General features: G+C 72.4%; 25 protein-coding genes. 13 read left to right on the top strand and 12 right to left on the bottom strand.

From position 1 onward, the window contains the following. The first annotated feature begins 53 nt into the window (after positions 1-53). Together ABD296_RS07335 and ABD296_RS07330 are read left to right on the top strand one after the other, a co-directional pair. The gene (locus ABD296_RS07335) at positions 54-2,018 is read left to right on the top strand and encodes a DUF4832 domain-containing protein (RefSeq protein ID WP_344262857.1); all 1,965 of its coding nucleotides are present in this window, start codon (positions 54-56) and stop codon (positions 2,016-2,018) included. Positions 2,019-2,081: 63 nt separating this feature from the next. After that, the gene (locus tag ABD296_RS07330) at positions 2,082-3,284 is read left to right on the top strand and encodes a Gfo/Idh/MocA family protein (RefSeq protein WP_344262855.1); all 1,203 of its coding nucleotides are present in this window, start codon (positions 2,082-2,084) and stop codon (positions 3,282-3,284) included. Positions 3,285-3,289: 5 nt separating this feature from the next. On the opposite strand, the gene ABD296_RS07325 is transcribed toward ABD296_RS07330, so the two are convergent. The 6 genes from ABD296_RS07325 to ABD296_RS07305 all read right to left on the bottom strand — a co-directional run bounded on the left by ABD296_RS07325 (position 3,290) and on the right by ABD296_RS07305 (position 7,785). Further along, entirely contained in the window at positions 3,290-3,985 is a 696-nt protein-coding gene (locus tag ABD296_RS07325; protein WP_344262853.1) for a hypothetical protein, read from the bottom strand. Positions 3,986-3,990: 5 nt separating this feature from the next. After that, positions 3,991-4,617, bottom strand: coding sequence for a YaaA family protein (locus ABD296_RS07320; protein ID WP_344262851.1), 627 nt, complete (start codon positions 4,615-4,617; stop codon positions 3,991-3,993). Positions 4,618-4,688: 71 nt separating this feature from the next. Next, complete coding sequence (locus ABD296_RS50815) at positions 4,689-4,847, bottom strand: DUF7662 domain-containing protein (RefSeq protein WP_455363852.1); 159 nt, start codon at positions 4,845-4,847, stop codon at positions 4,689-4,691. A gap of 208 nt (positions 4,848-5,055) precedes the next feature. Next, positions 5,056-5,424, bottom strand: coding sequence for a hypothetical protein (locus tag ABD296_RS07315; protein WP_344262849.1), 369 nt, complete (start codon positions 5,422-5,424; stop codon positions 5,056-5,058). Between the two features lie 301 nt (positions 5,425-5,725). Beyond that, positions 5,726-6,397 carry an SgcJ/EcaC family oxidoreductase gene (locus tag ABD296_RS07310; protein ID WP_344262847.1) on the bottom strand — a complete coding sequence of 224 codons (672 nt, stop codon included), beginning with the start codon at positions 6,395-6,397 and terminating at the stop codon, positions 5,726-5,728. Continuing rightward, positions 6,394-7,785, bottom strand: a complete 1,392-nt coding sequence (locus ABD296_RS07305; protein ID WP_344262845.1) for an MDR family MFS transporter — start codon at positions 7,783-7,785, stop codon at positions 6,394-6,396. Before ABD296_RS07305 ends, ABD296_RS07310 begins: the two co-directional genes overlap by 4 nt. Positions 7,786-7,908: 123 nt before the next feature. On the opposite strand from ABD296_RS07305, the gene ABD296_RS07300 reads away from it, so the two are divergent. Both ABD296_RS07300 and ABD296_RS07295 read left to right on the top strand, forming a co-directional pair. Continuing rightward, entirely contained in the window at positions 7,909-8,475 is a 567-nt protein-coding gene (locus tag ABD296_RS07300; RefSeq protein WP_344262843.1) for a TetR/AcrR family transcriptional regulator, read from the top strand. Positions 8,476-8,541: 66 nt separating this feature from the next. Beyond that, positions 8,542-9,309 carry a hypothetical protein gene (locus ABD296_RS07295; RefSeq protein ID WP_344262840.1) on the top strand — a complete coding sequence of 256 codons (768 nt, stop codon included), beginning with the start codon at positions 8,542-8,544 and terminating at the stop codon, positions 9,307-9,309. Between the two features lie 4 nt (positions 9,310-9,313). On the opposite strand, the gene ABD296_RS07290 is transcribed toward ABD296_RS07295, so the two are convergent. Together ABD296_RS07290 and ABD296_RS07285 are read right to left on the bottom strand one after the other, a co-directional pair. Next, complete coding sequence (locus ABD296_RS07290; RefSeq protein WP_344262838.1) at positions 9,314-10,039, bottom strand: hypothetical protein; 726 nt, start codon at positions 10,037-10,039, stop codon at positions 9,314-9,316. Next, the gene (locus tag ABD296_RS07285; protein WP_344262836.1) at positions 10,036-10,335 is read right to left on the bottom strand and encodes a PadR family transcriptional regulator; all 300 of its coding nucleotides are present in this window, start codon (positions 10,333-10,335) and stop codon (positions 10,036-10,038) included. The genes ABD296_RS07290 and ABD296_RS07285 overlap by 4 nt, the downstream gene beginning before the upstream one ends. Before the next feature lie 67 nt (positions 10,336-10,402). Here ABD296_RS07285 and ABD296_RS07280 point away from each other — a divergent pair, with 67 nt between their 5' ends. The 3 genes from ABD296_RS07280 to ABD296_RS07270 are packed head-to-tail and all read left to right on the top strand — an operon-like array spanning position 10,403 to position 13,012. Beyond that, positions 10,403-11,320, top strand: a complete 918-nt coding sequence (locus tag ABD296_RS07280) for a hypothetical protein (protein WP_344262834.1) — start codon at positions 10,403-10,405, stop codon at positions 11,318-11,320. Continuing rightward, positions 11,308-12,228 (top strand): ABC transporter ATP-binding protein, encoded by a 921-nt coding sequence (locus tag ABD296_RS07275; protein WP_344262832.1) that lies wholly within the window; start codon positions 11,308-11,310, stop codon positions 12,226-12,228. The genes ABD296_RS07280 and ABD296_RS07275 overlap by 13 nt, the downstream gene beginning before the upstream one ends. Next, the gene (locus ABD296_RS07270) at positions 12,215-13,012 is read left to right on the top strand and encodes an ABC transporter permease subunit (protein WP_344262830.1); all 798 of its coding nucleotides are present in this window, start codon (positions 12,215-12,217) and stop codon (positions 13,010-13,012) included. The genes ABD296_RS07275 and ABD296_RS07270 overlap by 14 nt, the downstream gene beginning before the upstream one ends. A gap of 15 nt (positions 13,013-13,027) precedes the next feature. Here the strand turns inward: ABD296_RS07270 and ABD296_RS07265 are convergent, their stop codons facing one another. Both ABD296_RS07265 and ABD296_RS07260 read right to left on the bottom strand, forming a co-directional pair. Further along, positions 13,028-13,789 (bottom strand): SDR family oxidoreductase, encoded by a 762-nt coding sequence (locus ABD296_RS07265; RefSeq protein WP_344262828.1) that lies wholly within the window; start codon positions 13,787-13,789, stop codon positions 13,028-13,030. Positions 13,790-13,878: 89 nt separating this feature from the next. After that, positions 13,879-14,427, bottom strand: a complete 549-nt coding sequence (locus ABD296_RS07260; protein WP_344262826.1) for a hypothetical protein — start codon at positions 14,425-14,427, stop codon at positions 13,879-13,881. Between the two features lie 99 nt (positions 14,428-14,526). Between ABD296_RS07260 and ABD296_RS07255 the strand changes: the two genes are divergently transcribed. From ABD296_RS07255 to ABD296_RS07230, 6 genes are all read left to right on the top strand, one after another. After that, positions 14,527-15,210, top strand: a complete 684-nt coding sequence (locus ABD296_RS07255) for a response regulator transcription factor (RefSeq protein ID WP_344262824.1) — start codon at positions 14,527-14,529, stop codon at positions 15,208-15,210. Continuing rightward, complete coding sequence (locus ABD296_RS07250) at positions 15,207-16,493, top strand: sensor histidine kinase (protein WP_344262822.1); 1,287 nt, start codon at positions 15,207-15,209, stop codon at positions 16,491-16,493. Before ABD296_RS07255 ends, ABD296_RS07250 begins: the two co-directional genes overlap by 4 nt. 130 nt (positions 16,494-16,623) lie before the next feature. Next, positions 16,624-17,706, top strand: coding sequence for a hypothetical protein (locus ABD296_RS07245; protein ID WP_344262820.1), 1,083 nt, complete (start codon positions 16,624-16,626; stop codon positions 17,704-17,706). Beyond that, positions 17,703-18,521: a hypothetical protein gene (locus tag ABD296_RS07240; protein WP_344262818.1), complete on the top strand. Its 819-nt coding sequence runs from the start codon at positions 17,703-17,705 to the stop codon at positions 18,519-18,521. Before ABD296_RS07245 ends, ABD296_RS07240 begins: the two co-directional genes overlap by 4 nt. Continuing rightward, positions 18,518-19,996, top strand: a complete 1,479-nt coding sequence (locus ABD296_RS07235) for an NADH-ubiquinone oxidoreductase-F iron-sulfur binding region domain-containing protein (RefSeq protein ID WP_344262816.1) — start codon at positions 18,518-18,520, stop codon at positions 19,994-19,996. The genes ABD296_RS07240 and ABD296_RS07235 overlap by 4 nt, the downstream gene beginning before the upstream one ends. Before the next feature lie 141 nt (positions 19,997-20,137). Further along, positions 20,138-21,799, top strand: a complete 1,662-nt coding sequence (locus ABD296_RS07230) for a catalase (RefSeq protein WP_344262814.1) — start codon at positions 20,138-20,140, stop codon at positions 21,797-21,799. 62 nt (positions 21,800-21,861) lie between these two features. Here the strand turns inward: ABD296_RS07230 and ABD296_RS07225 are convergent, their stop codons facing one another. Both ABD296_RS07225 and ABD296_RS07220 read right to left on the bottom strand, forming a co-directional pair. Beyond that, positions 21,862-22,344, bottom strand: coding sequence for a hypothetical protein (locus tag ABD296_RS07225; RefSeq protein WP_344262812.1), 483 nt, complete (start codon positions 22,342-22,344; stop codon positions 21,862-21,864). Between the two features lie 123 nt (positions 22,345-22,467). Next, positions 22,468-23,445, bottom strand: a complete 978-nt coding sequence (locus ABD296_RS07220; RefSeq protein WP_344262810.1) for a GlxA family transcriptional regulator — start codon at positions 23,443-23,445, stop codon at positions 22,468-22,470. Between the last annotated feature and the right edge of the window lie 105 nt (positions 23,446-23,550).

The following is a 23,550-nucleotide window of genomic DNA, read 5'->3' as shown; positions in this document are numbered from 1 at the left end:
TCCGCGCACTTTCGGGGGACCCTGCCCACCCCGACCGAGGAGGTCACCGTCCCATGCACTCGCCCCTGGCGCGGCCAAACCGCGCTGTCGCCGCACTCGCCGTGCTCGCCGCAGGCGTGCTGCTGACGTTGCCGCCGGCGTCCGCCGCCGCCGCGTCCCCGCAAGGCCCGCCGCCCCGGCCCGCCGCGCCCGCCGCGCCTGATCCGTCCCTGACCGTCCACCCGCTCACGGCCGCCGCGGGCCCCGTCGACAACCCGCTCAAGGGATTCGCCCGCTTCTACAATCCCGGCGTCGACCAGAACCAGGGCTACCCGCACTCCCTCACCTGGAGCTACTTCGGACTCTCCGAAGTCATGACGAACCCGTCCGACTGCAGCTCCTTCGACTGGTCGAAGGTCGACGCCACCCTCAACGAGAGCGCGCGCTACGGCAACCAGGTCGCGCTCCGGTTCTACATGGAGTACCCCGGCGGCTCCGGCACCCATCCGGCCAACGCGATCCCGCACTGCTTCGACGGGCACGTCACCTACCGCACCAACACCCAGTGGAACACCACAAGCCCCGACTACGACAACGCCTACCTGCTCACCGGCCTGAAGAACTTCATCGCCGCGTTCGGCGCCCGCTACGACGGCGACCCGCGCCTCGGCTTCGTCCACCTCGGCCTCGTCGGGCTGTGGGGCGAATGGCACACCTGGCCCTACGACAGCGACACCAGCGATGGCTATCCCGACTACATGCCGACCAACGCGCACCTCGCCGACATCCTCCAGGCCTACGACAGCGCCTTCAACAAGACCAAGCTGGAAGTCCGCTATCCGGATTCCGGCGGAGGCGCGGCCAACACCCGCGACATCGGCTACCACGACGACTCCTTCTGCTACCGCGAAGGCAGCCCGCTCGCCGGCGTCACCCTGCCCGGATCGCTCGGCGGCGCTAGCTACGCCCAGCTCCAGCGGGCTCTCGACCAGGGCGTCGAGAACAAGTGGATCACCGACTCGATGGGCGGCGAGGTCCGGCCCGAAATCCAGCCCCAGGCCTTCTCCTCCTGGCCCGGCGGGTCGGGGGCGGTCGACAACATGAAGGCGTGCATCGAGCTCGAGCACACCACCTGGAAGATCAACGAAGGAAGCTCCGGATACAGCCCGTCCGACGCGAACGTCGCCGCCGCGGTACGGCTCATGGGGTACGACCTGGGCGTCACCAACGCCTACTACCGCAACTCCGTGAGCGGCACCGCGAGGGTCGGCGTCCAGATCACCAACGACGGCGTCGCCCCGTTCTACTACCCGTGGACGGTCACGCTCGGCCTGAAGAACAGCTCCGGGACCGTGGTGAAGACCTGGGACACCCCCTGGGACCTGCGGACCGTCATGCCCCAGAAGATCCGGGCGTTCCCCGAGTGGGGCGTCGGCTCCGACCCGACCTACCGCGACTTCGGCTACCCGCAGTACTTCCAGGCCGACGTCGGCCTCTCCGGCGTCGCGAACGGGAACTACCAGCTCGTCATGCGGGTGAAGAACCCGCTGGAGGCGGTGAGCGCCAACGCCAAGAAGCTGCGGTTCGCCAACGCCGCCCAGAACACCGACGGCTGGCTCGGCCTCGGCGCCATGACCGTCGGGACCGGCTCGTCGTCCTCCGCCACGGTCGAGGCCGAGGACCCCGGCAACACCCTCGCCGGCGGGGCCGTCGCCGCGTCCTGCACCGGATGCTCGGGCGGTGCGAAGGTCGGCTACCTCGGCAACGGCGGCACCCTCACCTTCAACCACGTCACCACCGGCGTGGCAGGAAACCACGTCCTGACGATCTCCTACGCCTCGGCGGAGGCGCGCTCGGCGACCGTCAGGGTCGGCAACGGAACCGCGACAACGGTCAACCTCCCGTCCAGCGGAGGCTGGGACACCGTCGCGACCACCACCCTGCCGGTCACCTTGACCGGCGGCGACAACACGATCACCATCGCCGGCCCCGGCGGCTGGGCCCCCGACATCGACAAGATCACGATCACGTCGGGCTGACCCCCGCCTTTCGCCCCGGGGCCGGTACCGGCCCCGGGGCTCCGGCCCGTAGTGAGGAGCACCATGACCGACGATCTGCGCCTCGGCGTGATCGGAGCCGGAGGGCAGCGCAGCGTGCTAGCCGCGCCCGCCCATCGCCCCGGCCGGGGATCACGCGTCACCGCCGTGTGCGACACCGACCCCGCGCGGCTGCGGGAGAGCGCCCGGCGCCTCGGCGCGGCCGGGGCCGTCCTCGTCACCGACCACCACCGTCTCCTGAAACGGGACGACGTCGACGCCGTGCTCATCGCCACACCCGACGACACGCACGCCGCGATCGCCATCGACGCCCTGCACGCGGGCAAGGCCGTCTACCTGGAGAAACCCCTCGCCATCACCATCGAGGACTGCGACGAGGTGCTCCGCGTCGCCGCGAAGACCGGAACGCGCCTGTACCTCGGCCACAACATGCGGCACATGGGCGTCGTCCGGCTGATGCGCGACATCATCCGCCGCGGCGACATCGGCGAGCCCAAGACGGTGTGGGTGCGGCACTTCGTGGGACGCGGCGGCCAGTACTACTTCAAGGACTGGCACGCCGAACGCCGGCGTACGACCGGGCTGCTCGTGCAGAAGGCCGCCCACGACATCGACGTCATCCATTGGCTGACGGGCGGCTACACCGAGCGCGTGAACGCCCTCGGCGACCTCATGGTCTACGGCTCCCTGCCCCGCCGCCCCGCCGGTGAGCCACCCTCCGAGGGCTGGCTCACCGCTTCGCCCTGGCCGCCGACCTCCTCCACCGGTTTCCACCACCGCATCGACGTCGAAGACGTCTCGGTCATGAACATGCGATTGGACAACGGCGTCATCGCCACCTACCAGCAATGCCATTTCAGCCCGGACTACTGGCGCAACTACACCGTCATCGGCACCCACGGACGGTTGGAGAACTTCGGCGACGAGGAGGGCGCCGTCGTCAAGGTGTGGAACAGCCGCCAGTCCGGCTACCGGGACGACTCCGACATCGCCTACACCGTCCCACCGGCCACGGGGGACCACGGCGGAGCCGACGGTGCCGTCCTTGAGGAGTTCCTCCGGTTCGCCCGCAACGGCGGCCCCACCGACACCTCACCCGTCGCGGCCCGAATGAGCGTGGCCGCCGGCTACCTGGCCACCCTCTCGCTCCGCGAGAACAGCGCACCCTACACGGTCCCCCGCCTGGACCCGGACCTGACCGACTACTTCGCACGACACCAGACCAACAAAAGCCGAACCCGCCAATAACCGCCTCAGAAGACCGCCTTTAGACGAGTTTCCATGACATCCAGGAAAGCGGGATCGTAGGAATCATCCACGTGCTCGCTGTTCCACAACCCGGATCTGCGGACATTCCCGTTTCTCGCGTCCAGGCCGAGCCAGCCGGGACTGATCGGGTGGGTTCCGCCAGTGCAGCGGGAGAGGAGGGCGATCGAGTTGGCTCGTAGGGATACGCGGTGTTCGCGATCGGGCACATCGAGCCAAAGCAGTGGCATAGCGCCGATACGATCGCTTACAGCTCGCTCAAGCGGGTACTCGGCTTCTCGCTGCGCAGGGCTCACCTTCCTCTGGCCCCAGGACATCTGCACCTCGTCCGACCACTGGCCAGTCAGCAGGAGCGCGCTGCCGACGTGCTGCCGGAATATCGAGCCACGGTGATTGCCCACGCCTGCTTTGCTGCCGCTCACCGGACCCCGGTGTTGGGCGAGCCTGGTCCAGAAGTTCGCCTGCGATGTGGCCCTCAACGCATGGCTTCCCACGCGCACGACCCGAAGCCGATCTTCCCCGGCTCGTACCTGGCCGTCTTCGAGGAAGAACTCCACGCCGTACTGCGGCCACCCGTCCGCCCGGGTGCAATCCTTGAGCAGTCTCGGCCCGCCGAGCCGCTCGGCCAACTCATCGAGCATGGCGTAGAACCGGTCCGTAGCCAGTCGACGATCCTCTCGCATCACACTCACCCCAGGAGCTCGACCGTCGTACCTTCCGGATATCTATCGGCGAGCTGGCCCTGCCAGAAGCAGGAAAAGGCCTGGCCGAGCCGCCGCGGCACCTTACCCGAGGCTCCCTTGCCCGCGTCCTCGATGGTCACCAGGAACGCATTGACCTCTGCCTGTTCCCAGGACGTGCGCCGTACGAGCTTCGCGTAATCAGAGCTGCCGGCCACGAAAGCCACGATCGACGACACGTTGCGACGTCGGGCTTCGCCGATCAGAAGACCTTCAAGGAGGCCGGCCGGCCAATCCGACAAGCGCATGATCTTGTTGTAGTCACCGATGGCTTCCTGCGGGTGCAACAGCCCGTACCCGCCGCTGAGAATGAGCAGGGGGGCTTCCCGATTCACAGCATCCCGTAGCTCGTCTGCGGCGGATGTATAGAAGCCGCCATCGTAGCGACGCCAGGCAGGCATCAATCGTCGTTCATCCACGTTCGCCATTGCACGATTGTGCTGCCGTGCCGCGAGAAGCTCGGAAGGCCACAGCGCCGATTCCCGGTTTCCCGAGTCTCCGCCAGTTCTCTTTGTCTTCGAGCAGGGAATCAACAGAAGAGTCTCGCTGCCGATGAGCCTCTGCAGCATCTTCACGCCCCCCTCTGGCGACAATGCCTTCTCCCGCCGTCGATCGGCGTTCCGATGCGCCGGAGCCTGGTTCCCGTTCACTGCGGGTAATGGCGGACCGCCGAGTCAGGGACGCCTCCCACGATCTGCGACAGCTCAACCCATGACAGGCCGACAGCATCCTCGTTCTTGGGCCGAGCGGCCAGGAACTCCCTGAGGCGGGTCCAGTCGGCCCGGCCGTTGCTTTCACCTGGCACGATGCCCCGCCTTCCAAACGTGACGGCATTTCCACGTCAGCACGCATTCCATTCCACGCAGTGCCAAGGTGCCATGGCATCGACGCCTGCGCTACCGGAGGCCTCAACGCGGTTCACCACTCCTTCTCCTAGCGCGCGCCTGCCCCGATCGTCCGGCAGCCGGCGGGTGATGGCGATGACGGCAGCGCGCCCGGTGGCCTTCGGCACATCAGTCCGCCTCGGTCAGGCTTCTCAGCTGTCCAAGGTGTTCCTCTATCGTCGTCTTCTGGACTACGAACACGTCCAGCGTCGTCCGCACCTCTCTCTCATAGTCGATGAGGTTCTTTTCGCTCACCGTCGCCTCGTCGTAGCGGTCCGCAATATCTTCAGCTTCGGGTCGTCCTTCCACGGCCTTCAGCTGCTCCTCGAGCTGACGGCGGGTGGAACCGGCGGCAGCAACCATCCGCTGCGCTTCTGCCAGCTCCGCAAGTAGCTCTTCGTGCTTCTTCCGGAGCTCCTCAAGCTTCAGACTCAGCGGTCCACCGTCGGAATCTGCGGGGCGTTCACGACCCGCGCTGCGGCCTCTACCGAATCTCATGTGACTGCCCTTCCTCGTGCCGTTACCTGCGAGATCAGCGGTCGGGTGCGCCACACGATTGGTCCACGCGGGGCGGGTTCCGCGCCTCCTCTCGACTTCGAGGGGTTCGCTCCCGAAGAGCTTTCAGCGCTTGCCGGCGCACCGCAAGCTCGTCGCCGGCTCTTGCCCCCTGCGTTTCCGCCGTGCCTCATCCGCCCAGGCGGGATCCACGTGCTGTTCGCGCCTGAGAGGTATCACGATGATGCGGCCCGGCTGTGGGCCGGTGGGCCGACTCTCGCGATCATCGACACCGCCTCGTTTCTCAGGGTTCTAGGGGGAGGTTGGCGGTGGACCAGGCCTCTATGCCTTCGGTGTAGAGGCGGAGGTTTTGGTAGCCGAGGGTTGTTAGGGCGGTGGCCAGGTCGGGGGCTCGGGTGCAGGTGGGGTCGGTGGAGTAGATGACGATGGGGGCCGTGCGGTCGGGGAGGAGGGCGGCGGCCTTGGCGGGGGCGTCTTCGGCGGTGAGGTTGAGGGCGGTCGGGAGGTGGCGGCGCTCGTAGGCGGGGGCGGGGAGGGCGTCGACGATGGTGACCTTGCCGATGGCGGCCTGGAGTTCGGCGCGGGAGATCGTGGCGGGGCGGAGGGGGCCGCTCAGGTGGAGGTTGGCGATGGTCCAGCGGTCGGTGGAGCGGACGAGGAGGAGGGTTACGCGGAAGGAGCCGCTGGCGTCGTGGCCGCGGGCGGTGGTGCGCTGGTTCTGGACGGCGGTGACGATGGCGGCGTCGCCGTAGAGGCGGATGTGGGGGTCGAGGATCTCGAAGTGGTGGTTGGTCAGGTCGGTGTGGCGGGCGGCCCATTGTTGTGCGGTCAGGACGAAGCCGACTGGGCCGATGCCGGTGAAGTCGGGGGTCAGCAGGGTGTCGTAGGCGGACGTGTCGCCGGTGCGTTCGGCGTCGGCCCAGCGGGTGATCAGGTCGCGGATCTCGTTGGTCATCGGACTGGTTCCTTTCGTGGGGTGGAGGTGGGGAGTGACGTTTCGCGGGGTGGCAGGAGGGCTGTCGGCAGGATCGCCAGGGCGGTCAGGGCCAGTGGCCACCAGAAGGTGTGGGCGAAGGCGGCCGAGGGCGTTGTCGTGCGGAGATTGTGTTCGAGGACGACGGCGTACAGGGCGGTGCCGAAGGCGCCGCCGACGCGTTGGGTGATGTTCAGCAGGGCGGTCGCGCGGGGGATGGCGGCGCGGTCGATGCGGCGGTAGGCCATGGACATGGCGGGTGCCATGAGGCAGCCGGCGCCGAGGCCCGTGAGGAGTAGTGCGGCGGTCACCAGGACGTAGCCGGCGGATGGCCAGGTGTAGGCCAGGAGGCCGGTGGTCAGGAGGGGGAGGCCGGTCAGGATGATCGGTTTGCCCAGGCCGCGGTCGGCGAGGCGTCCGGTGACGGTCAGGGCCACGGCGGCGCCGGCGCCTTGAGGGAGCAGCAGGAGGCCGGTGGCCAGCGCGGACTCGTGGTGGACGACCTGGTAGTACAGCGGCAGCAGGAGCATGGAGCCTTGCAGGACCGCGCCGATCAGGACCTGGATCGCGGCAGCGGAGGAGAACGTCCGGTCGGCGAGGTGGCGCAGGTCCAGCAGCGGGTGGCGGGTGCGCAGCGCGTGTCTTGCGAAGAGGGCGAGCAGGATCGTTCCCGCTAGGGCGGCGGTTTCGGTTTTGAGGGTGAAGGCGGAGGTGGAGACGGCGTAGATGATCGCGATCAGGGCGGGAGAGAGCAGGAGCAGGCCGGGGATGTCGAGGGGTTCGGCCCGGCGGCGGGGCGCGTTCTCCAGCAGTCGCCATGAGAGGAGGAGGGCGAGGAGGCCGATCGGCACGTTGACGAGGAAGATCCACTGCCAGGCGGCGACGGAGACCAGCAGGCCGCCGAGGACGGGGCCGAGCATGGGGCCCAGCATCATCGGGACGCCGATCAGGCCCATCGCCCGGCCCATCCGGTGCGGGCCGGCGGCCTGCGCGACCAGGGTCATGCCGACGGGGACGACCATGCCGCCGCCGAGTCCCTGGACGACGCGGAAGGCGATGAGGCTCGGCGCCGACCAGGCGAGGGCGCACAGCAGCGAGCCGATGATGAAGAGGGCGAGCGACGTCGTCCAGACGCGCTTGCCGCCGAAGCGGTCGGCGGCCCAGCCGGTGAGCGGGATGACCGCGGCGAGAGCGAGCGCGTAGCCGGTCATCACCCACTGGATCGCGGGCAGCGGCGCTGCGAGGTCGCGCGCCAGGGTGTCGATCGCGACGCTGACGATCGTCGCGTCGAGGACGGTGAGGATCGCGCCGGTCACCACGATCGCGGCGGTGACGGGCAGGCGGTCCCGGCCGGGGGTCGTGTCCGTCACGACTCCTCCTTAAGCGGGGGAAATCTCTCCACTTGACTGTGGCATGGGCGAGGGTGAGCCGCAAGGGTAAGTGGGGAGATTTTCTCCGGTTCTGCTACCGTGTTACTGAACAGGAGGTGGCCGATGCGGGCTGATGCGCGGCGCAATCTCGAGCGGATCCTGGCGGCGGCGCGGGACGTGATCGTCGAGCGCGGACCGGACGTCCCGCTCGACGACATCGCGCGGCGGGCGGAGGTCGGCAGCGGCACGCTGTACCGGCGCTTCCCGGACCGCGACACGCTGCTCCATGCCGTCGCGCTGGACGCGCTGACCGGGACCCTGGACGCGGTTCGGGACGCCTGCGAGCAGGAGGCCGATCCGTTCGACGCGCTGGCCAGCTATCTGCGCCGGACCCTCGACCTGCGCGTTTCGGCGGTGCTCCCGGCGCTGCTCGGCAGGGTCGACCTGGAGGGCGATCCCGAGCTGGCGCCGCTGCGGAAGGAGTCACTCCGGATCCTCGAAGGCCTGGTCTCCGCCGCGCACGAGGCCGGGACGCTGCCGGACGACGTCACGTTCGGCGACATCGGGATGATGGCCGTCCGCATCGCGCGTCCCCTGCCCGGCCCGTTGCCGGAGGAGGAGAAGCACGCCCTTGCCCGGCGGCATATGGATCTGTTCATCCGGGGGCTGCGCGCGCAGGCCGCGTCATAGGCGGAACTCAGGAAACGGGCCGGGCGTCGAAAGTCGCAACGATCACCGGAGGACGAGGAGCGCGCTGTGCCCGTGGAACTGGATCTGCCCGATCCCGAGGACGTGTGGGCCGAGGCGTGCGCGCTGGCCATGCTCTCGGTGAGCACCCCGGGATGGGGCGCGACCGTGCGCGACGACGGCGTCCGCACCGATGACGTCGGCAACGGCTGGCACGGGATGAGCTGGGTGAGCGGCGGCCGGGCGCTGCTCTACGGCTACGACGTCGACTACAGCGAGACGCGCTTCCACGTGCCGCCGATCGACCTGCTGGCCGGCGGGCCGGGGTGGCTGCCCTGGGAATGGCTCGCCGAGATGATGCGACAGGAGTTCATCGTCCAGTACGTCTACTGGTGGGACGGCACGGCCTGGGCCCGGACCGACTATCCGGACGGCCTGAACGACGGCGGCGGCGGTGCGCTCGGCCGCGATGACCAGGTGGAGCTGTCCTTCCTGGAGACGGCACCGGCCGAGAGCGCCTTCGAGGACCTGATCCGGGCGGCACGCGCGCGGGCGGTCGACCGGGACGCGGTCGGGGCGCTGCTGCGGCATCTCGATCCGGAGTCGTTCGACATCACGGCGACCGCGCCCGGCGACGCCGAGGCCGTGCTCGCGGTCGCCGAACGCGCCGGGCTGACGCCGGGTTCCGTGCGGCCCGAGCTTCCCGCCGGCCGGGGCGAACCGGCGGGCCGCCGCGCCAACCTCATCGACGATCTCGCAGGACAATGGGACCTCTACGAGAAGAGCTTCATGGACGACGGGGTCCCGTCGCATCTGTGCTGGTCGAAGCCGTCCTGAGCGTTCAGGCGAGGTCGCGGGCGGCGGTTAGGGCGGCGCCTGCGAGGACGGCCAGCGCGAGGGCCGCGGGGACGGCGGCCGCCGTCTGCGCGAGGGCGCTCTGCGTCGCCGCCGCGCTCAGGCCGGCGCCGACGAGGGTCAGGGCCGTGGCCAGCCGTCCCGTGGATGGGAGCGTCGCAGTCCGGGAAGAGCGGGCGACGAGGGTGCACAGCCGGTGGGCGGTGAAGGCGAGCGTGCCCCAGTAGTAGACGAGCAGGGCGGCGGCGAGGAGAGCGGGCGGGTGGCTCAGCGCGCCGGTCCGGGCCGCAAGGAGCATGGCCAGCAGGGCCAGGCCAGGGGCCGTCAGGGTGCGGACGCTCTGGACGGCCAGGTGGCGGAGCGCGTCCCGGCGGAGTGACGGGAGCGGAGCGGCGAGGGCGGCGCCGAGGAGGATCGGGGCGAGCCAGAGGCTGGTCGCGGGATGGCCCGTGTCGGCGGTCAGGGTGCTGGACGGCTCGACGGCGCGCAGCAGCAACGCCGACAGGGCGAGGATCGCGAAGAGGGCGACGGCGACGGTCCGGCGGGTCTGGCCTGCGCGGATCTCGGGCCAATCGGCGGGGTGGAGCCAGAGGCGGACGGCCCCCGCGACGGTGTCGGCCCAGGCGCGGACGCCCGATTCGGCGACCGCGTCGTCGATCTCGGCGCCCCAGCGGTCGCGGACCGGCGGCGGGTAGAGCGCGGACGCCCTCATGCCGGGCCCAGGGCGCGGAGGCCGGCCTGGGAGACGCGGGCCATCTGCTCCAGCTCGACGCGGAGCGCGGCGCGGCCCGCGTCGGTGATGCGCATGGTGCGGTGGCGCGCGTCGGACGGTTCGTCCGAGGCCTCGATCAGGGCGCGGGACTCGAGCCGGGAGAGGGCGCCGTAGAGGCTGCCGGGGCCGAGCTTGCGGCCGGCGAGCTCCTCGATCGCGGTGTTGATGGCGTAGCCGTGCAGGGGCCCGTCGGCGAGGACGGTCAGGACGAGCATCTGGGCGTCGTTGCTGTGCACGCCCCCGAGTGTAGTACGTGACGCGATGCTACTTGCCACGTAGTACGAGACGCGTACTATAGCGGCCATGGAACCGACGGAACGGCCGCGGGCCGTCTGGGCGAGCCTCGGCCTGGCCTGCCTGTTCGAGGCGATGACCGTGCTCGCGACGCAGGACGAGGACGTCCGGGCGGTGAGCCCGTGGCAGGACGATCCGTACGACGCGATGGTGTCGCTGGCGCAGTTCGCGGTGCCGATGCTCGCCGCGGTGATCGCGCTGCGGCTGCTCGCATGGCGGGCGCCGGGCGGGCCCGACCGGGTGCGGCAGACGGTCCGGGCGGCGGGGGCGATGACCGCGCTGGTCGGGCTGACGCTGGCGTTCGAGTGGGCCGCCGTGGGAACGGTGCGGCCGGCGTGGGGCACATGGGTGCTGATCGCCGGGCTGGCCGTGAACTCGGTGTTCACGGTCGTCGTGGCCGGGATGCTGGCGCGGTGCCGCGGAACGCGGGGACGGTGGCGGCACGACTGGCTCGGGGACGTGCTGGTGGTCGCTCAACGGATACCGGTGCTGCGGCGATGGGCCACGCCAGGCGCCGCGGACCTGGTGCGAAGGCACGCGATGACGGTCTTCGTGCTGGCCGCCGCGCTGGCGGCGGCCGGGATCGTGGGTGCGCTGGCCATCGGCGAACGGTGGACGGACCCCTGGCTCGTGGCATGGGCGCTCGTCATCGAGTTCACCTCGAACCTGGCGTTCTGCGTGATCAGCAACGCGGTCGCCGGGTTCATCGCCCGCCCGGAACGGACCCCGGCGCGGCGGGCCGCCGAGGCGTCGGTGGTGGCGGGATGCGGCGCGGTCCAGGTCGCGATGGCGTTCCGGGAGGCGCTGTGGCCGGGTCCCCTGACCTCGGTGGCGGACCTGTCCGCCCTCACTCTCGGAGCCGGCGCGGCCGCCACGGCGGTCACTGGGGCACTGCTCATGACGAGAGGACGCTCATGGCAGCGATGATCAGCGCGGACGGGCTGTCGAAGCGGTATGGGCGGCGGGAGGCCGTGAGCGGCCTCGGGTTCGCGGTCGAGGCGGGGCAGGTCTGCGCGCTCCTCGGGCCGAACGGGGCCGGGAAGACCTCGACGATGCGGATGCTCGTCGGGCTGTCGAGACCCGACGCGGGAACCGCCCGGATCCTGGACGAGCCGGTCGGGCTCGGCGCCCGCGTGCTGCGGCGGGTGGGCGTCCTGATCGACGGTCCGGCGTTCGTGCCGCACATGTCCGGCATGGCCAACCTGAAGCTGCTCTGGGCGGCGACCGGGCGCGCGTGGCCGCCGCCCGCGCTGGACGACGCACTGGATCTCGCGGGCCTCGGCGCGGCGGTCGGGCGGAAGGTCAAGGGCTACTCGACGGGGATGAAGCAGCGGCTGATGCTGGCGCAGGCGCTGATGCGCGCACCGGACGTGCTGATCCTGGACGAGCCGGCGAACGGCCTGGACCCGGCCGAGGTGCGGGCGCTGCGCGAACGGCTCGCCGAGCTGGCGCGGAGCGGGGCGGCGGTGCTGGTGTCCAGCCACCAGCTGGCGGAGGTGCAGCAGCTCGCGACGCACATCGTCGTGATGAACCACGGGCGGCTCGTCGCCTCCGGCCCGCTGGACGAGCTGCTCGGCGGCGAGGACGCCCACCGCGTCGAGGTGGACGACACCGCGCGGGCCGCCGCCGTTCTACGCGAGACGCGGAGCGTCACGGCGGTCACCGTGCAGGACGGGGCGGTCCTCGTGACCGCTCCCGGGCTGGCGCCGGACGGCCTCGTGCAGGCGCTGGTCGGAGCCGGTGTGGGCGTCCTGTCGGTGAACCGGGCGAGCCGGACGCTGGAAGAGGTGTTCCTGACCGTGACGGATGGGGAGGACGAGCATGCTGCGCGTTGAACTGACAGCCCAGCTTCTGCGGGTCCGCACGCTCGTCGCGCTGGCGTGCCTGGCCGCCGTCCCGGTCGCGGCGGGGCTGGCGACCGCGTCGAGCGCCGGGCACCGCAACGGGAACCAGGGCGGGCTGTTCGGCGCGGCGTCGTTCTCGGCGCTGAACCATGCGATGGCGAGCCTGGAGTTCATCGGCCCGCTCCTGCTGCCCCTCGTGGTGGCCCTGCTGGCGAGTGCGATCGGCTCGTCCGACCGGGACTGGGGGACGCTGCGCTACCTGTACGTCGCGCCGGTCGGCCGGGGACGGCTGCTGGCGGGCAAGTTCGGGGCCGTGGCGGTCGCCACCGCCATTGCGACGGCGTGCGTGCCGGTGGCGGGGCTCGTCATCGGCGTGCCGCTGTTCGGCTGGCATCCGTTCCATGTCATCGGCGGTTCGGAGCTGTCGGCGGGGGACGCCGCGGGTCGCGTGCTGGCGGCGTCCGGATACACCTTGTTGTGCATGCTGAGCATCGGCTTCATCGCGTTCACGCTGGGGCTGTGGCTGCCGCGCGGCGCCGAGGCACTCGGGGCCGCCGTCGCGTTCGTCGTGGTGGCGAGCATCCTGAACGGGCAATCGGCACTGCATTCCGTCCAGGTCGTCCTGCCGGTGCACTACTGGCAGGACTGGACGCACCTGTTCGACGCCCACGGGACGGCCCATCTCGGCACCGGGGTCGCGTGCCAGCTCGCCACGATCGTGCTGGCCGCCGGGGCGTCCGCGCTTGTCCTGCTGCGGCGCGACCCGGCGGCATGACCGGGGCAAGGGCCACTAGGCGACCCGGGCGGCGAGGAAGTCCTCCCAGGTCAGCTCGCCCGTGTCGGCGCCCTCCAGGGACAGGTTCCGGGCGTCGCGGTAGGCGCGGCCGGCCTTGCCCGGCATCCGGACCGGCATCATCAGCCGGTGCTTCCCCGCCGCCTCCAGGTAGCCGCGGACGAGCTCGTCGATCCGGTACACCTTCGGGCCGACCAGGTCGGGCACCCGGCCCCCCGGCGCGCCGAGCGCCAGCCCGGCGAGGCGGGCCGCGACGTCCCGCGGGTCGACCGGCTGGAAGCGCAGCCCGCCCGGCGCCGGGACGACCGGCATCTTCGCCATCTTCTGCGCCACGCCGAACACCAGGTCGTGGAACTGGGCGGCGCGCAGGATCGTCCACGGCACGCCCGATTCGATCAGGGCCTCCTCGGCGCGCAACTGCGTCCGCAGGTAGCCGAGCGGGACGCGGTCCGCGCCGACCACCGAGATCAGCACCATGTGCCGCACCCCGGCCCGCGCGGCGGCCCGGGCGAGGTTCCGGGCCGCCTCGTCGTCGCCCTTCGCGCCGCCGGCGAGGTGCAGGACGGTCTCGACGCCTTCGACGGCCCGTTCGACGCCCTCGTCCTTGAGCAGGTCGCCGGTCACGTACTCGACGCCGTCGGCGTCGTCGTGCGCGCGGCGGCTGAGGACGCGGACGTCGCGTCCGGCGTCCAGCAGCAGGGGGAGGACGTGCCGTCCGAGGGTGCCGGTGCCGCCGGTGAGCAGGATCTGCGCGGTCATGTCGTTCTCCTAGGCCGTTCTCGTTGCGATCACCCACCTAGACGGGAGCTCGCGCCTGGAACGTGACATGCCGCGCCGGGTGATCCGCGTCACCGGCCGGAGGGACGGTGGTGCGGGTAGCGGTGGTGGCGGTCGTCGTCGCGGGGGTCCACGCGGACGGCGGCGGACGGGCGGTCCGCATGGCAGGTGACGGTCATCGTGACCAGCCGGCCGGACGACTGGAACCGGACGAAGACGGCCCCGGGCGGCCTGCGGTTGCTGCCGCCGACGCTGAAGTTCTGCGCGGGCGTCCAGGAGACCAGGAACGGCTGCCCGTGGTCGCAGCGGGCGACGACGTCGCCGGCCTCGGAGGCCAGGTTGGTGATGGAGGCGGTGACCTGCTCGGTGACGGTGACCGTCGGGGCCGGGCGGGGCGGTGCGTGCGAAGACGGCGGCGCGGAAGGCGCGGACGTGGGCGGAGGCCCCGGCGGCGTGGGCGGGACGGCGAGTGCGGCGTCCACCTGGTCCGGGGTCATCGGCTTCACGCCGCGCTCGGTGATGCCGGTGCCGACGGCGGAGATCGCCGCCATCCCGGCCGCGACCCCGACGACAGCGGCCGCCGACCAGACCGCGGCGGCGAGCACGCTGTGCTTGGACATGCACGAACTGTTCCAGAACGATGGCTAAGGTTCGACTAAGGCGCGATTAAGCGGGCCATAGGGCCCTTATCGGCCGCGTCAGCGGTCTAGCGTGGCGCCGTGGCGCAACTGCTGCTGGTGGAAGACGACGCCGAGGTGCGCACCAGGCTCGTCCGCGCGCTGGGCGAGCGCGGGCACGCGGTCGCGTCGGCGCCCACGGGCATGGACGGCATCCGGCGGGCGGTCGGCGCCCCGCCCGACCTGGTCATCCTCGATCTCGGGCTGCCCGATCTGGACGGCGCCGAGGTGCTGCGGATGCTGCGCGCGGTCAGCTCCGTCCCGGTGATCGTGGCGACGGCCCGCGACGACGAGCGGGAGATCGAGCGGATCCTGAACGCGGGCGCCGACGACTACCTGGTGAAGCCGTTCGGCGCGGGGCAGCTCGACGCGCGGGTCCGGGCGGTGCTGCGCCGCGCGGAGGAGCCGGCCGGCGCGTCCCGGGAGGTGCGGGTCGGCGGGCTGCGGATGGACGCGGCGGCCCGGGAGGCGACGCTGGACGGGCGGCCGCTCGGGCTGTCGCCGAAGGAGTTCGACCTGCTGTTCTACCTGGCGTCGCGGCCCGGGCAGGTGGTGTCGAAGCGGGAGCTGCTCACCGAGGTGTGGCACGTGCCGCTCGGCGGGGCGAACAAGACGATCGACGTGCACGTGGCGTGGCTGCGGCGCAAGCTGGGCGAGTCGGCGTCGGCGCCGCGCTACCTGCGGTCGGTGCGCGGCTCCGGCATCAAGATCGTCGACCCGTCGTGAGGCGGCACATCACGCTGCTGGTGGCGGCGACCGTGGTGCTGGTGCTGGTGGCGTTCCTCGTCCCGCTCGCGCTGCTGGTGCGGGACGTCGCGCGGACGCGGACGCTGGCGGCCGCGAACGTGCGGGCGCAGTCGCTCGCGCCGGTGGTCGCGGCGGGCGACCGGGGGACGGTCGAGGTCGCGCTGCAGCAGACCGCGTCCAGCGGCTATCCGATGACGGTGCTGTGGCCGGACGGGCGGATCAGCGGCGCACCGGCCGCGCGGGACGACGGGGTGCGGCTCGCCGAACGGGGCCGCAGCCTGACCGTGGACACGCCGGGCGGCCGGGAGATCCTGGTGGCGGTGCTCGGCGGACCCGGCGGGACGGCGGTGATCCGCGCCTTCGTCACCGACCGGCAGATGGTCGCCGGGGTGGGCCGGGCGTGGGCGATCCTGGCCGGGCTCGCGGCGGGGCTGCTGGCGGTGAGCGTGCTGGTCGCCGACCGGCTGGCGCGCTCGCTGGTGCGGCGGATCACCCGGCTGGCCGCGCTCGCCAAGGGCATCTCCACCGGGGACCTGGACGCGCGGATCGAGCCGGGCGGCCCGCCGGAGATCCGCGCCGTGACGATCGGGCTGAACGAGCTCGCGGGGCAGATCGGCGCGCTGCTGTCGCGCGAGCGGGAGCAGGCCGCCGACCTGTCGCACCGGCTCCGCACGCCGCTGACCGTGCTGCGGCTGGAGGCCGAGACGCTGCGCGACCCGGCGGAGGCCGGCCGGATCGGCGAGCAGGTCGACGTGCTGGAGCGGACCGTCACCGAGCTGATCAACACCACGCGCAAGCCCGTCCGCGCGGAGGCGCCGTGCACCGACGCGACGGCGGTCGTGACGGAGCGGGTCCGGTTCTGGTCGGTGCTCGCCGACGAGCAGGACCGGCGGATGGAGATGCACGTCCCGTCCACTCCACTGCTGGTCAGGGTGCGTGCCGAGGACCTGTCGGCGTGCCTGGACGCGCTGCTCGGCAACGTCTTCGCGCACACCCCGGAGGGCGGCGCCATGGGCGTGGCGCTGGAGGCGCGCAGCGGCGCCGTCTACCTGACCGTGGACGACGCGGGCCCCGGTTTCGGCGGCCGGCACCTGCTACGGCGCGGGGTCAGCACGGCCTCGTCCACCGGGCTGGGGCTGGACATCGTGCGGCGGACGGCGGAGGCCAGCCACGGCAGCCTGCAGCTCGGCGAGTCACCGGCCGGGGGCGCGCGGGTCATGGTGCGCTTCGGCGTGCCGCCGCGCGACGGCTCGGCTACCTGAGGATCACGCGCTTTAGCCGAGCCTTAACCCGCCCGCAGCGCCGTCTTATCGGGTGAGACGCGAATCTGGCGGGGTGATGTCCCCTCCGCGGTCTGGCGGCGGCTCTATCCTGCCGTGGGCCAACCGCATCGTGCGTCTCGGCGGCGCCGGCGCGGGTGCCGTCGTGCTCGTCCTGTGCGCGGTCGTGGTGCAGGCGATGCAGACGCCGCCGGGACGCCCATCTGCGGCGCCGGAGCCCGCGACCAAGCGGACCCGGCCGGCGCACGCGTCCCGGGGCACGGAGCGGACGAAGCCGACCGCGAAGACCACCCCGCTGGTCAAGACGGTGCGGGCGGCGGTCCTGCAGCAGCGCTCGACGATCGCGCGCCGCGAGTTCGGCGGGCGCGCACCGCAGCAGCCGACCGTCCTGCTGTCCCGGTCGGACGCGGCGAAGGGCTGGGCGTTCGGCTCGTCGGTGATCGCGCCGCCCGCCGGCGTGGACGCGCCGCCGGACGCCTCCCTGTTCATCGCCCGGCACGTCAAGACCGGATGGCAGGTGTCGGTGACCGGCGCCGCGAGCTTCGCGACGTTCGCGCGGCACGCCCCGGCGGACGTCGTCCCGGACGCCGAACGCGCGCCGCTCGCCAAGTACGGCAAGGCCGCCGCGACCGGGAAGGCCACCGGGCTGCAACTCCCCTGGGGCGTCGGCAAGTCGTGGACGATGGGGTCCGCCGGCGACCCGAGGCTGATCGCGTTCGCCGGAGGGGACGGCCGGGTCCTCGCACCCGGCCCCGGCCGCCTCTACCGGCTGTGCAGCCGGACGTCCGGGCACGCGCTGCTGCTGCTCATCCACCCGAACGGGCTGGCCTCGACGTTCGCGCGGCTGACTTCGCTGACCCCGGTGAAGGACGGCGGCGCGGTCCGGACGGGCGCCTACCTCGGGACGACCGGACGCGGGTTAGCGTGCTCCACCGGGCAGGCGGAAGGGCCAGCGTCGGTGGTGTTCGGGCTGCTGTCGGGCGGGCGCCCGGCGGCGTTGAACGGCGTGCAGATCGGCGGCTGGACGCTGCAGGCCACCGCGTCTGGGAAGGCCGTCGCGGCGGCGCGTCCGGGCGTCCGCGTCCAGGAGGGCGACCCGCTCCTCAATCTCGGCGACGGCGCCGCCCCCACCCCGGCGCCGTCGCCGGCGGTCACCGTGCCGCCGGCCGCGTCCCCTTCGGCGTCGCCGTCATGACGGGGAGGCAGGCGGCGTCCACGCCCGTCCGGGCGCCGGGCGGGCGGCGGGCGCTCAAGGTCACGCTGATGGCGGCCGGGCTCGCCGCCGCGGCGATGCTCGGGCGGACCGGCCGGGCGGCGGCCCCGCTCACCGCCGCGCACGCCTTCCTGGAGTTCTTCTCCGGCGTGTTCACGCTGGTCGGGCTGACCGGCGCCGTGGTGTTCGGGCTGCTGGCCGCGAGCCGCTTCACGCCGATCCGGCTGCGGGTCCTCGCCCAGTCCGGGCACCGCGCCGCCGCGACGCTCTCGCTGAGCTTCCTCGCCGTCCACATCGCCCTGAAGGTGCTGGAGAAGCACGCGACCGCGCTGGACGCCGTGCTCCCCGCCGCCGGCCTGCACGGCCGCGGCCTGATGGTGAGCCTCGGCCCGGTCGCCGGCGACCTGATGATCCTCGCGGTGCTGACCGGCGTCGCGCGCGGCCGGTTCATCGGCGCCGGGCGCGCCTGGACGTGGCGGCTGCTGCACCTCGCCGTCTACCTGTGCTGGCCGGTCGCGCTCGTCCACGGGCTCCAGGCGGGACGGGCCGCCAAGAGCTGGGTGATCTACAGCTACCTGCTGTGCGCTGCGGCGGTGGTGCTGCTCGTCCTGCTGCGGCTGGCCATCGCGTCCCGGCACCGCCGCGCGCGGGGGCCGCGTCCGGTGCGTCCCGCCGCGGCGCGTCCCCCTGCCCGGCGGCCCGCGCCCGCCCCCGCCGCGGAGGCGCGCGTCCCGGACGAGCAGTTCTGGGCGGACCTCAAGGACGAGGCGCGCCGCTGGTCGAGGAGCCGCCCGTGAGCCCCGGTCTCCGCCTCACCACCCTCGGGCCGCCGCGCCTGCTCGCCGGCCTCGACCGGACGTCCCGGCTGGACGCGGCGGCGCACCGGCTCGTCCACCCGGTGCCGCGCGGGCTGTCGTTCCGCGACCTGGCGGCGCTCGCCGAGAGCGTCGACCTGCGCGGGCACGGCGGCGCCGCGTTCCCGTTCGCCCGCAAGCTCGCCGCCGTCCGCAAGTCGGCGCAGCGGACCGGCCGCGAGACGGTCGTGCTGGTCAACGCCACCGAGGGCGAACCCGCCAGCTCCAAGGACAAGGCGCTCCTCGCGCACGCGCCGCACCTCGTGCTGAACGGGGCGGTGCTCGCCATGAGCGCGCTCGGCGCACGGGAACTGGTCATCGGCGTCACCGACGACGGCCTGCCCGCCCGCTCGCTGCGCCTCGCCATCGCCGAGACCCGGCTGCGCGGCCGCGCCCGCGTCGTCCAGCTCCCCGAACGGTTCATCACGGGGGAGGGCGGCGCGCTCGTGCGGGGCGTCAACGGTGAGACGCCGATCCCGCCGGGCGTCAAGACGAGGGCGGCCGACGGCGGCGTCGACCGGCTGCCCACCCTGCTGTCCAACGCGGAGACGTTCGCGCAGCTCGCCGTGCTCGCCGAGCTCGGCGCCGACGGCTACCGGTCCGCCGGGACACCCCGCGAACCGGGGACCGTGCTGCTTACCGTCACCGCCCCTGACGGGGGGCACATCGTCGTCGAGGCGCCTACGGGTGTGCCGCTCGCGGACGTCCTGCGGCACTGCGGGACCGACGCGGGGCAGGGCGTCATCGTCGGCGGCTACCACGGCGCGTGCCTCACCCCCGCGCAGGCCGCGCGGGTCAGGGTCTCGCGGGAGTCGATGGCCGCCGCCGGAGGCGCGCTCGGCGCCGGCATCATCGTCCCGCTGCCCCGCGACACCTGCCCGCTCGGCGAGATCGCCCGCGTCGCCGGCTACCTCGGCGCCGAGTCCGCCGGGCAGTGCGGCCCCTGCCACCTCGGCCTGCCCGCGATCGCCCGCTCCGTCGCCGCGCTCGCCGCCGGCACCGCCGGGGACGAGGCCGTCGCCGCGATCCGCGGCGGCAGCGCGACCGTCCGGGGGCGCGGCGCCTGCAAGCACCCGGACGGGACGACCCGCTTCCTGCTGTCCGCGCTGCGGGCCTTCGGCGACGACGTCGCCGCGCACGTCGACAACGGCGGCTGCGGCCGCCCGACCCGCCGCTTCCTGCCCGTACGCGGCGAGGAGGCCGCGGAGGCCGAGAGGTCCCCGCACCGGCTGGCCATCGACTGGTCGCGATGCGCCGGCCACGGCCTGTGCCGCCACCTGCTCCCCGACCTGGTCCGCCTCGACGAGTTCGGCTACCCGGTCATCAGCGACGGCGCCGTCCCCGCGCGCCTGCTGCGCGACGCCGTCCAGGCCGCCGAGATGTGCCCGGCCCTCGCGCTGTCGGTGCGGAGCGGCTGACACCCCTCGGCCAAGAGGCCCCCGGGTCATGAGGGCTTTACCGGCGGCGGACCATCGGCGGCGCGGCTTGCGGGTAGTGCCATTCCGCCGACCGGCCGCGAGCACATGAGCCGGCCACGAGCACACGAGGGGAGAGCCGGCGTGACCGACGTCGCGAGTTTGGGTTCCGAGCCCGGGGACGACCGCCCGGTACTGACGAACCGGCAGGGCCATCCGGTCTACGACAACCAGAACCAGCGGACGGTCGGGGCGCGCGGCCCCGCGACGCTGGAGAACTACCAGTTCCTGGAGAAGATCAGCCACTTCGACCGGGAACGCGTCCCGGAACGGGTCGTGCACGCCCGCGGCGCCACCGCGTTCGGCTACTTCGAGGCGTACGGGAAGTGGGGCGACGAACCCGTCTCCCGGTACACGCGGGCGAAGCTGTTCCAGGAGGCGGGCAAGCGGACGCCGGTCGCGCTGCGGTTCTCCACGGTCATCGGCGGACGGGACTCCGCCGAGACCGCCCGCGACCCGCGCGGGTTCGCGATCAAGTTCTACACCGAGGACGGCAACTGGGACCTGGTCGGCAACAACCTCGCGGTGTTCTTCATCCGGGACGCCATCAAGTTCCCCGACGTCATCCACTCCCTCAAGCCCGACCCGGTGACGTTCCGGCAGGAGCCCAACCGGATCTTCGACTTCATGTCGCAGACGCCCGAGACGATGCACATGCTCGTCAACGTGTTCAGCCCGCGCGGCATCCCGGCCGACTACCGGCACCAGCAGGGCTTCGGCGTCAACACCTACAAGTGGGTGAACCGGTCCGGCGACACCGTCCTGGTCAAGTACCACTGGATCCCGAAGCAGGGCGTCCGGAGCATGACCGGGGCGGACGCGGCGGCCGTGCAGGCCGACGACCTCGGGCACGCGACGCGGGACCTGCACGAGGCCATCGACCGCGGCGAGTACCCCGAGTGGGAGCTGGTCGTCCAGATGATGAGCGACGACGACCACCCGGAGCTGGACTTCGACCCGCTCGACGACACCAAGGTGTGGCCGGAGAACGACTTCCCGCCCAAGCCGGTCGGCCGGATAGTCCTCGACCAGAACGTCTCCAACAACTTCGCCGAGAACGAGCAGATCGCGTTCGGCACGGGCGTGCTGGTCGACGGCCTCGACTTCTCCGACGACAAGATGCTCGTCGGCCGCACGTTCTCCTACAGCGACACCCAGCGGCACCGGGTCGGGCCCAACTACCTGCAGCTGCCCGTCAACCAGGCCAAGGGCACGAAGGTGCGGACCAACCAGCGCGACGGGCAGATGACCTACTACGTGGACGGCGCCGGCGAGAACCCGCACGTCAACTACGAGCCGTCCATCACGGGCGGGCTGCACGAGGGGCAGTACCCGACGCACGACGACCAGGGCCCGGAGATCCGGGGCCGCGTCACGCGCAAGCGCATCCCGCGCGTCAACGACTACAAGCAGGCCGGTCAGCGCTACCTGCTGATGGAGGAATGGGAGCGCGACGACCTGGTGCACAACTTCGTCGACCAGCTGTCGCAGTGCGTCCGGCCCGTCCAGGAGCGGATGGTGTGGCACTTCCTGCTGGTCGAGGACGACCTGGGCCTGCGCGTCGGGAAGGGCCTCGGGATCTCGCCGGAGGACGTCGCGCACCTCGAGCCGCTGAACGGGCAGGACCTCACCGACGAGGACAAGCAGCGGCTGGCCAACCTCGGGAAGAACGGCTCGCGCGACGTGTCCGGGCTCAAGATGACGCACTGCGTCCCGAACGAACGCGCCACCCAGGTCTTCGGCTAGAGCGCCCACGCATCCACAGGCGGCCGGCGCCACGCCGGCCGCCACGGGCGGGCTGGGCCGGGTTAGTTGGCGGAGTAGCGGTGGGAGCGGGGTATCAGGGGGTACAGGCGGGAGCCGGTGCGGGGGCGGGCGGCATGGTGGTGGCCGGCGGCGTGGTGGCCGTCCACCGCCGCCTCGATGATCTGGTCCTCGGCGCTGAACGCGCTCTCCATGACGGCGATGAACTCGGTGTTCGGCGGGTGGACGCGGGCGGCGGCGTTGGCCGTCCGGCGGATGAGGACGCGGGCGCCGCTGCGCAGCGCCGACTCCAGGTGCCGCACGTCCTGCCCGGCACGGGCCTCGTGCGCGCCGAGGCGGCGGAAGTGGTCCAGCGCGGCGCGGCGGTCCTGCGCGCCGGTGTAGACGGTCAGCGCGTCCCGCACGAGGGTGAGGATCATGGCGGCGCTCAGGCCGGTGTAGGCGGGGACGCGGCCGACGATCTCGCCGACGACCTCGGCGGTGATCTCGTCGAGCCGCTCGGCGAGCAGTTCGGTCACGGGGTTCATGGGCGCGTCACCTCAGGGCTGCGGAGTCGCGGCCGTGCCCAGGCCGGGCTGGGCGCACCGGCCGCGAGTGATCCATCCCGCGCGTCCGCGGTACCGGTATGTTACTCGCGCGTAGGCCCGCTGTCAGTGCACCCGGCGGTCGGAGCGCGCGGCGCGGAAGGTGTGGCGGTAGGCCGACGGCGGGACGCCGATCGAGGCGACCAGGTGCTGGCGCAGCGACGCCGAGGTGCCGAAGCCCGCGCGCTCGGCGATGCGGTCGACGGGCAGGTCGGTGGTCTCCAGCAGGCGGCGCGCCAGGTCGACGCGCTGCCGGGCCAGCCACTGGCCCGGCGTCATGCCGGTCTCCTCGCGGAACCTGCGGGAGAACGTGCGGACGCTCATCCGCGCGTGCCGGGCCATCTCGGCGAGCGGGATCGGCCGGTGCAGCTCGCCGAGCGCCCAGGCGCGGGTCGCGGACGTGGCGGCGGCGTCCGGTTCGGGGACGGGACGCTCGATGAACTGGGCCTGGCCGCCCTCGCGCCAGGGCGGGACGACGCAGCGGCGGGCGACGCGGTTGGCGACCTCGCTGCCGTGGTCGCGGCGGACGATGTGCATGCACAGGTCGATCCCGGCGGCGACCCCGGCGGAGGTGAGCACGTCGCCGTCGTCCATGAACAGCACGTCGGCGTTGACGTCCACTCCGGGGAACAGCCGCTTGAAGCGCTCGGCCTCGGCCCAGTGGGTGGTGGCGGGCCGCCCGTCGAGCAGGCCGGCGGCGGCGAGCAGGTAGGACGCGGTGCAGATCGACACGATGCGGGTGCCGGGGCGCAGCCGGGCGAGCGCGGCGGCGACCGGCGGCGGGCACCAGTCGCGGTCCTCGGCCGGGCCGCATCCGAACGGCGGGACGACCAGCGTGCCGGCGGTCCCGATGATCTCGCAGCCGTGCTCGACGGCGATCGCGAAGTCGGCGCTGGTGCGCACCGGACGCCCGTCGATCCCGCAGGTCAGCACCTCGTAGAGCGGGTCGCCGCCGGGTCCGGTGGCCGAGCCGAAGATCCGCACGGGGATGCTCAGCTCGAACGGGTACACGCCGTCGAGGGCGAGGACGACGACACGGTGCATGGCCGGAGTCTTTCACGCGCCGCGATCTGGCCGGAATGAGACTCTCGAAGCCCCTGCACGTGCATCTGCAAGTGCCGCTACTATCCCGGGGCAGGATCCCCACCC

This window comes from Actinomadura napierensis, assembly GCF_039529375.1.
Classification (GTDB): domain Bacteria; phylum Actinomycetota; class Actinomycetes; order Streptosporangiales; family Streptosporangiaceae; genus Spirillospora; species Spirillospora napierensis.
This window is presented reverse-complemented; position numbering and strand designations above follow the sequence as displayed.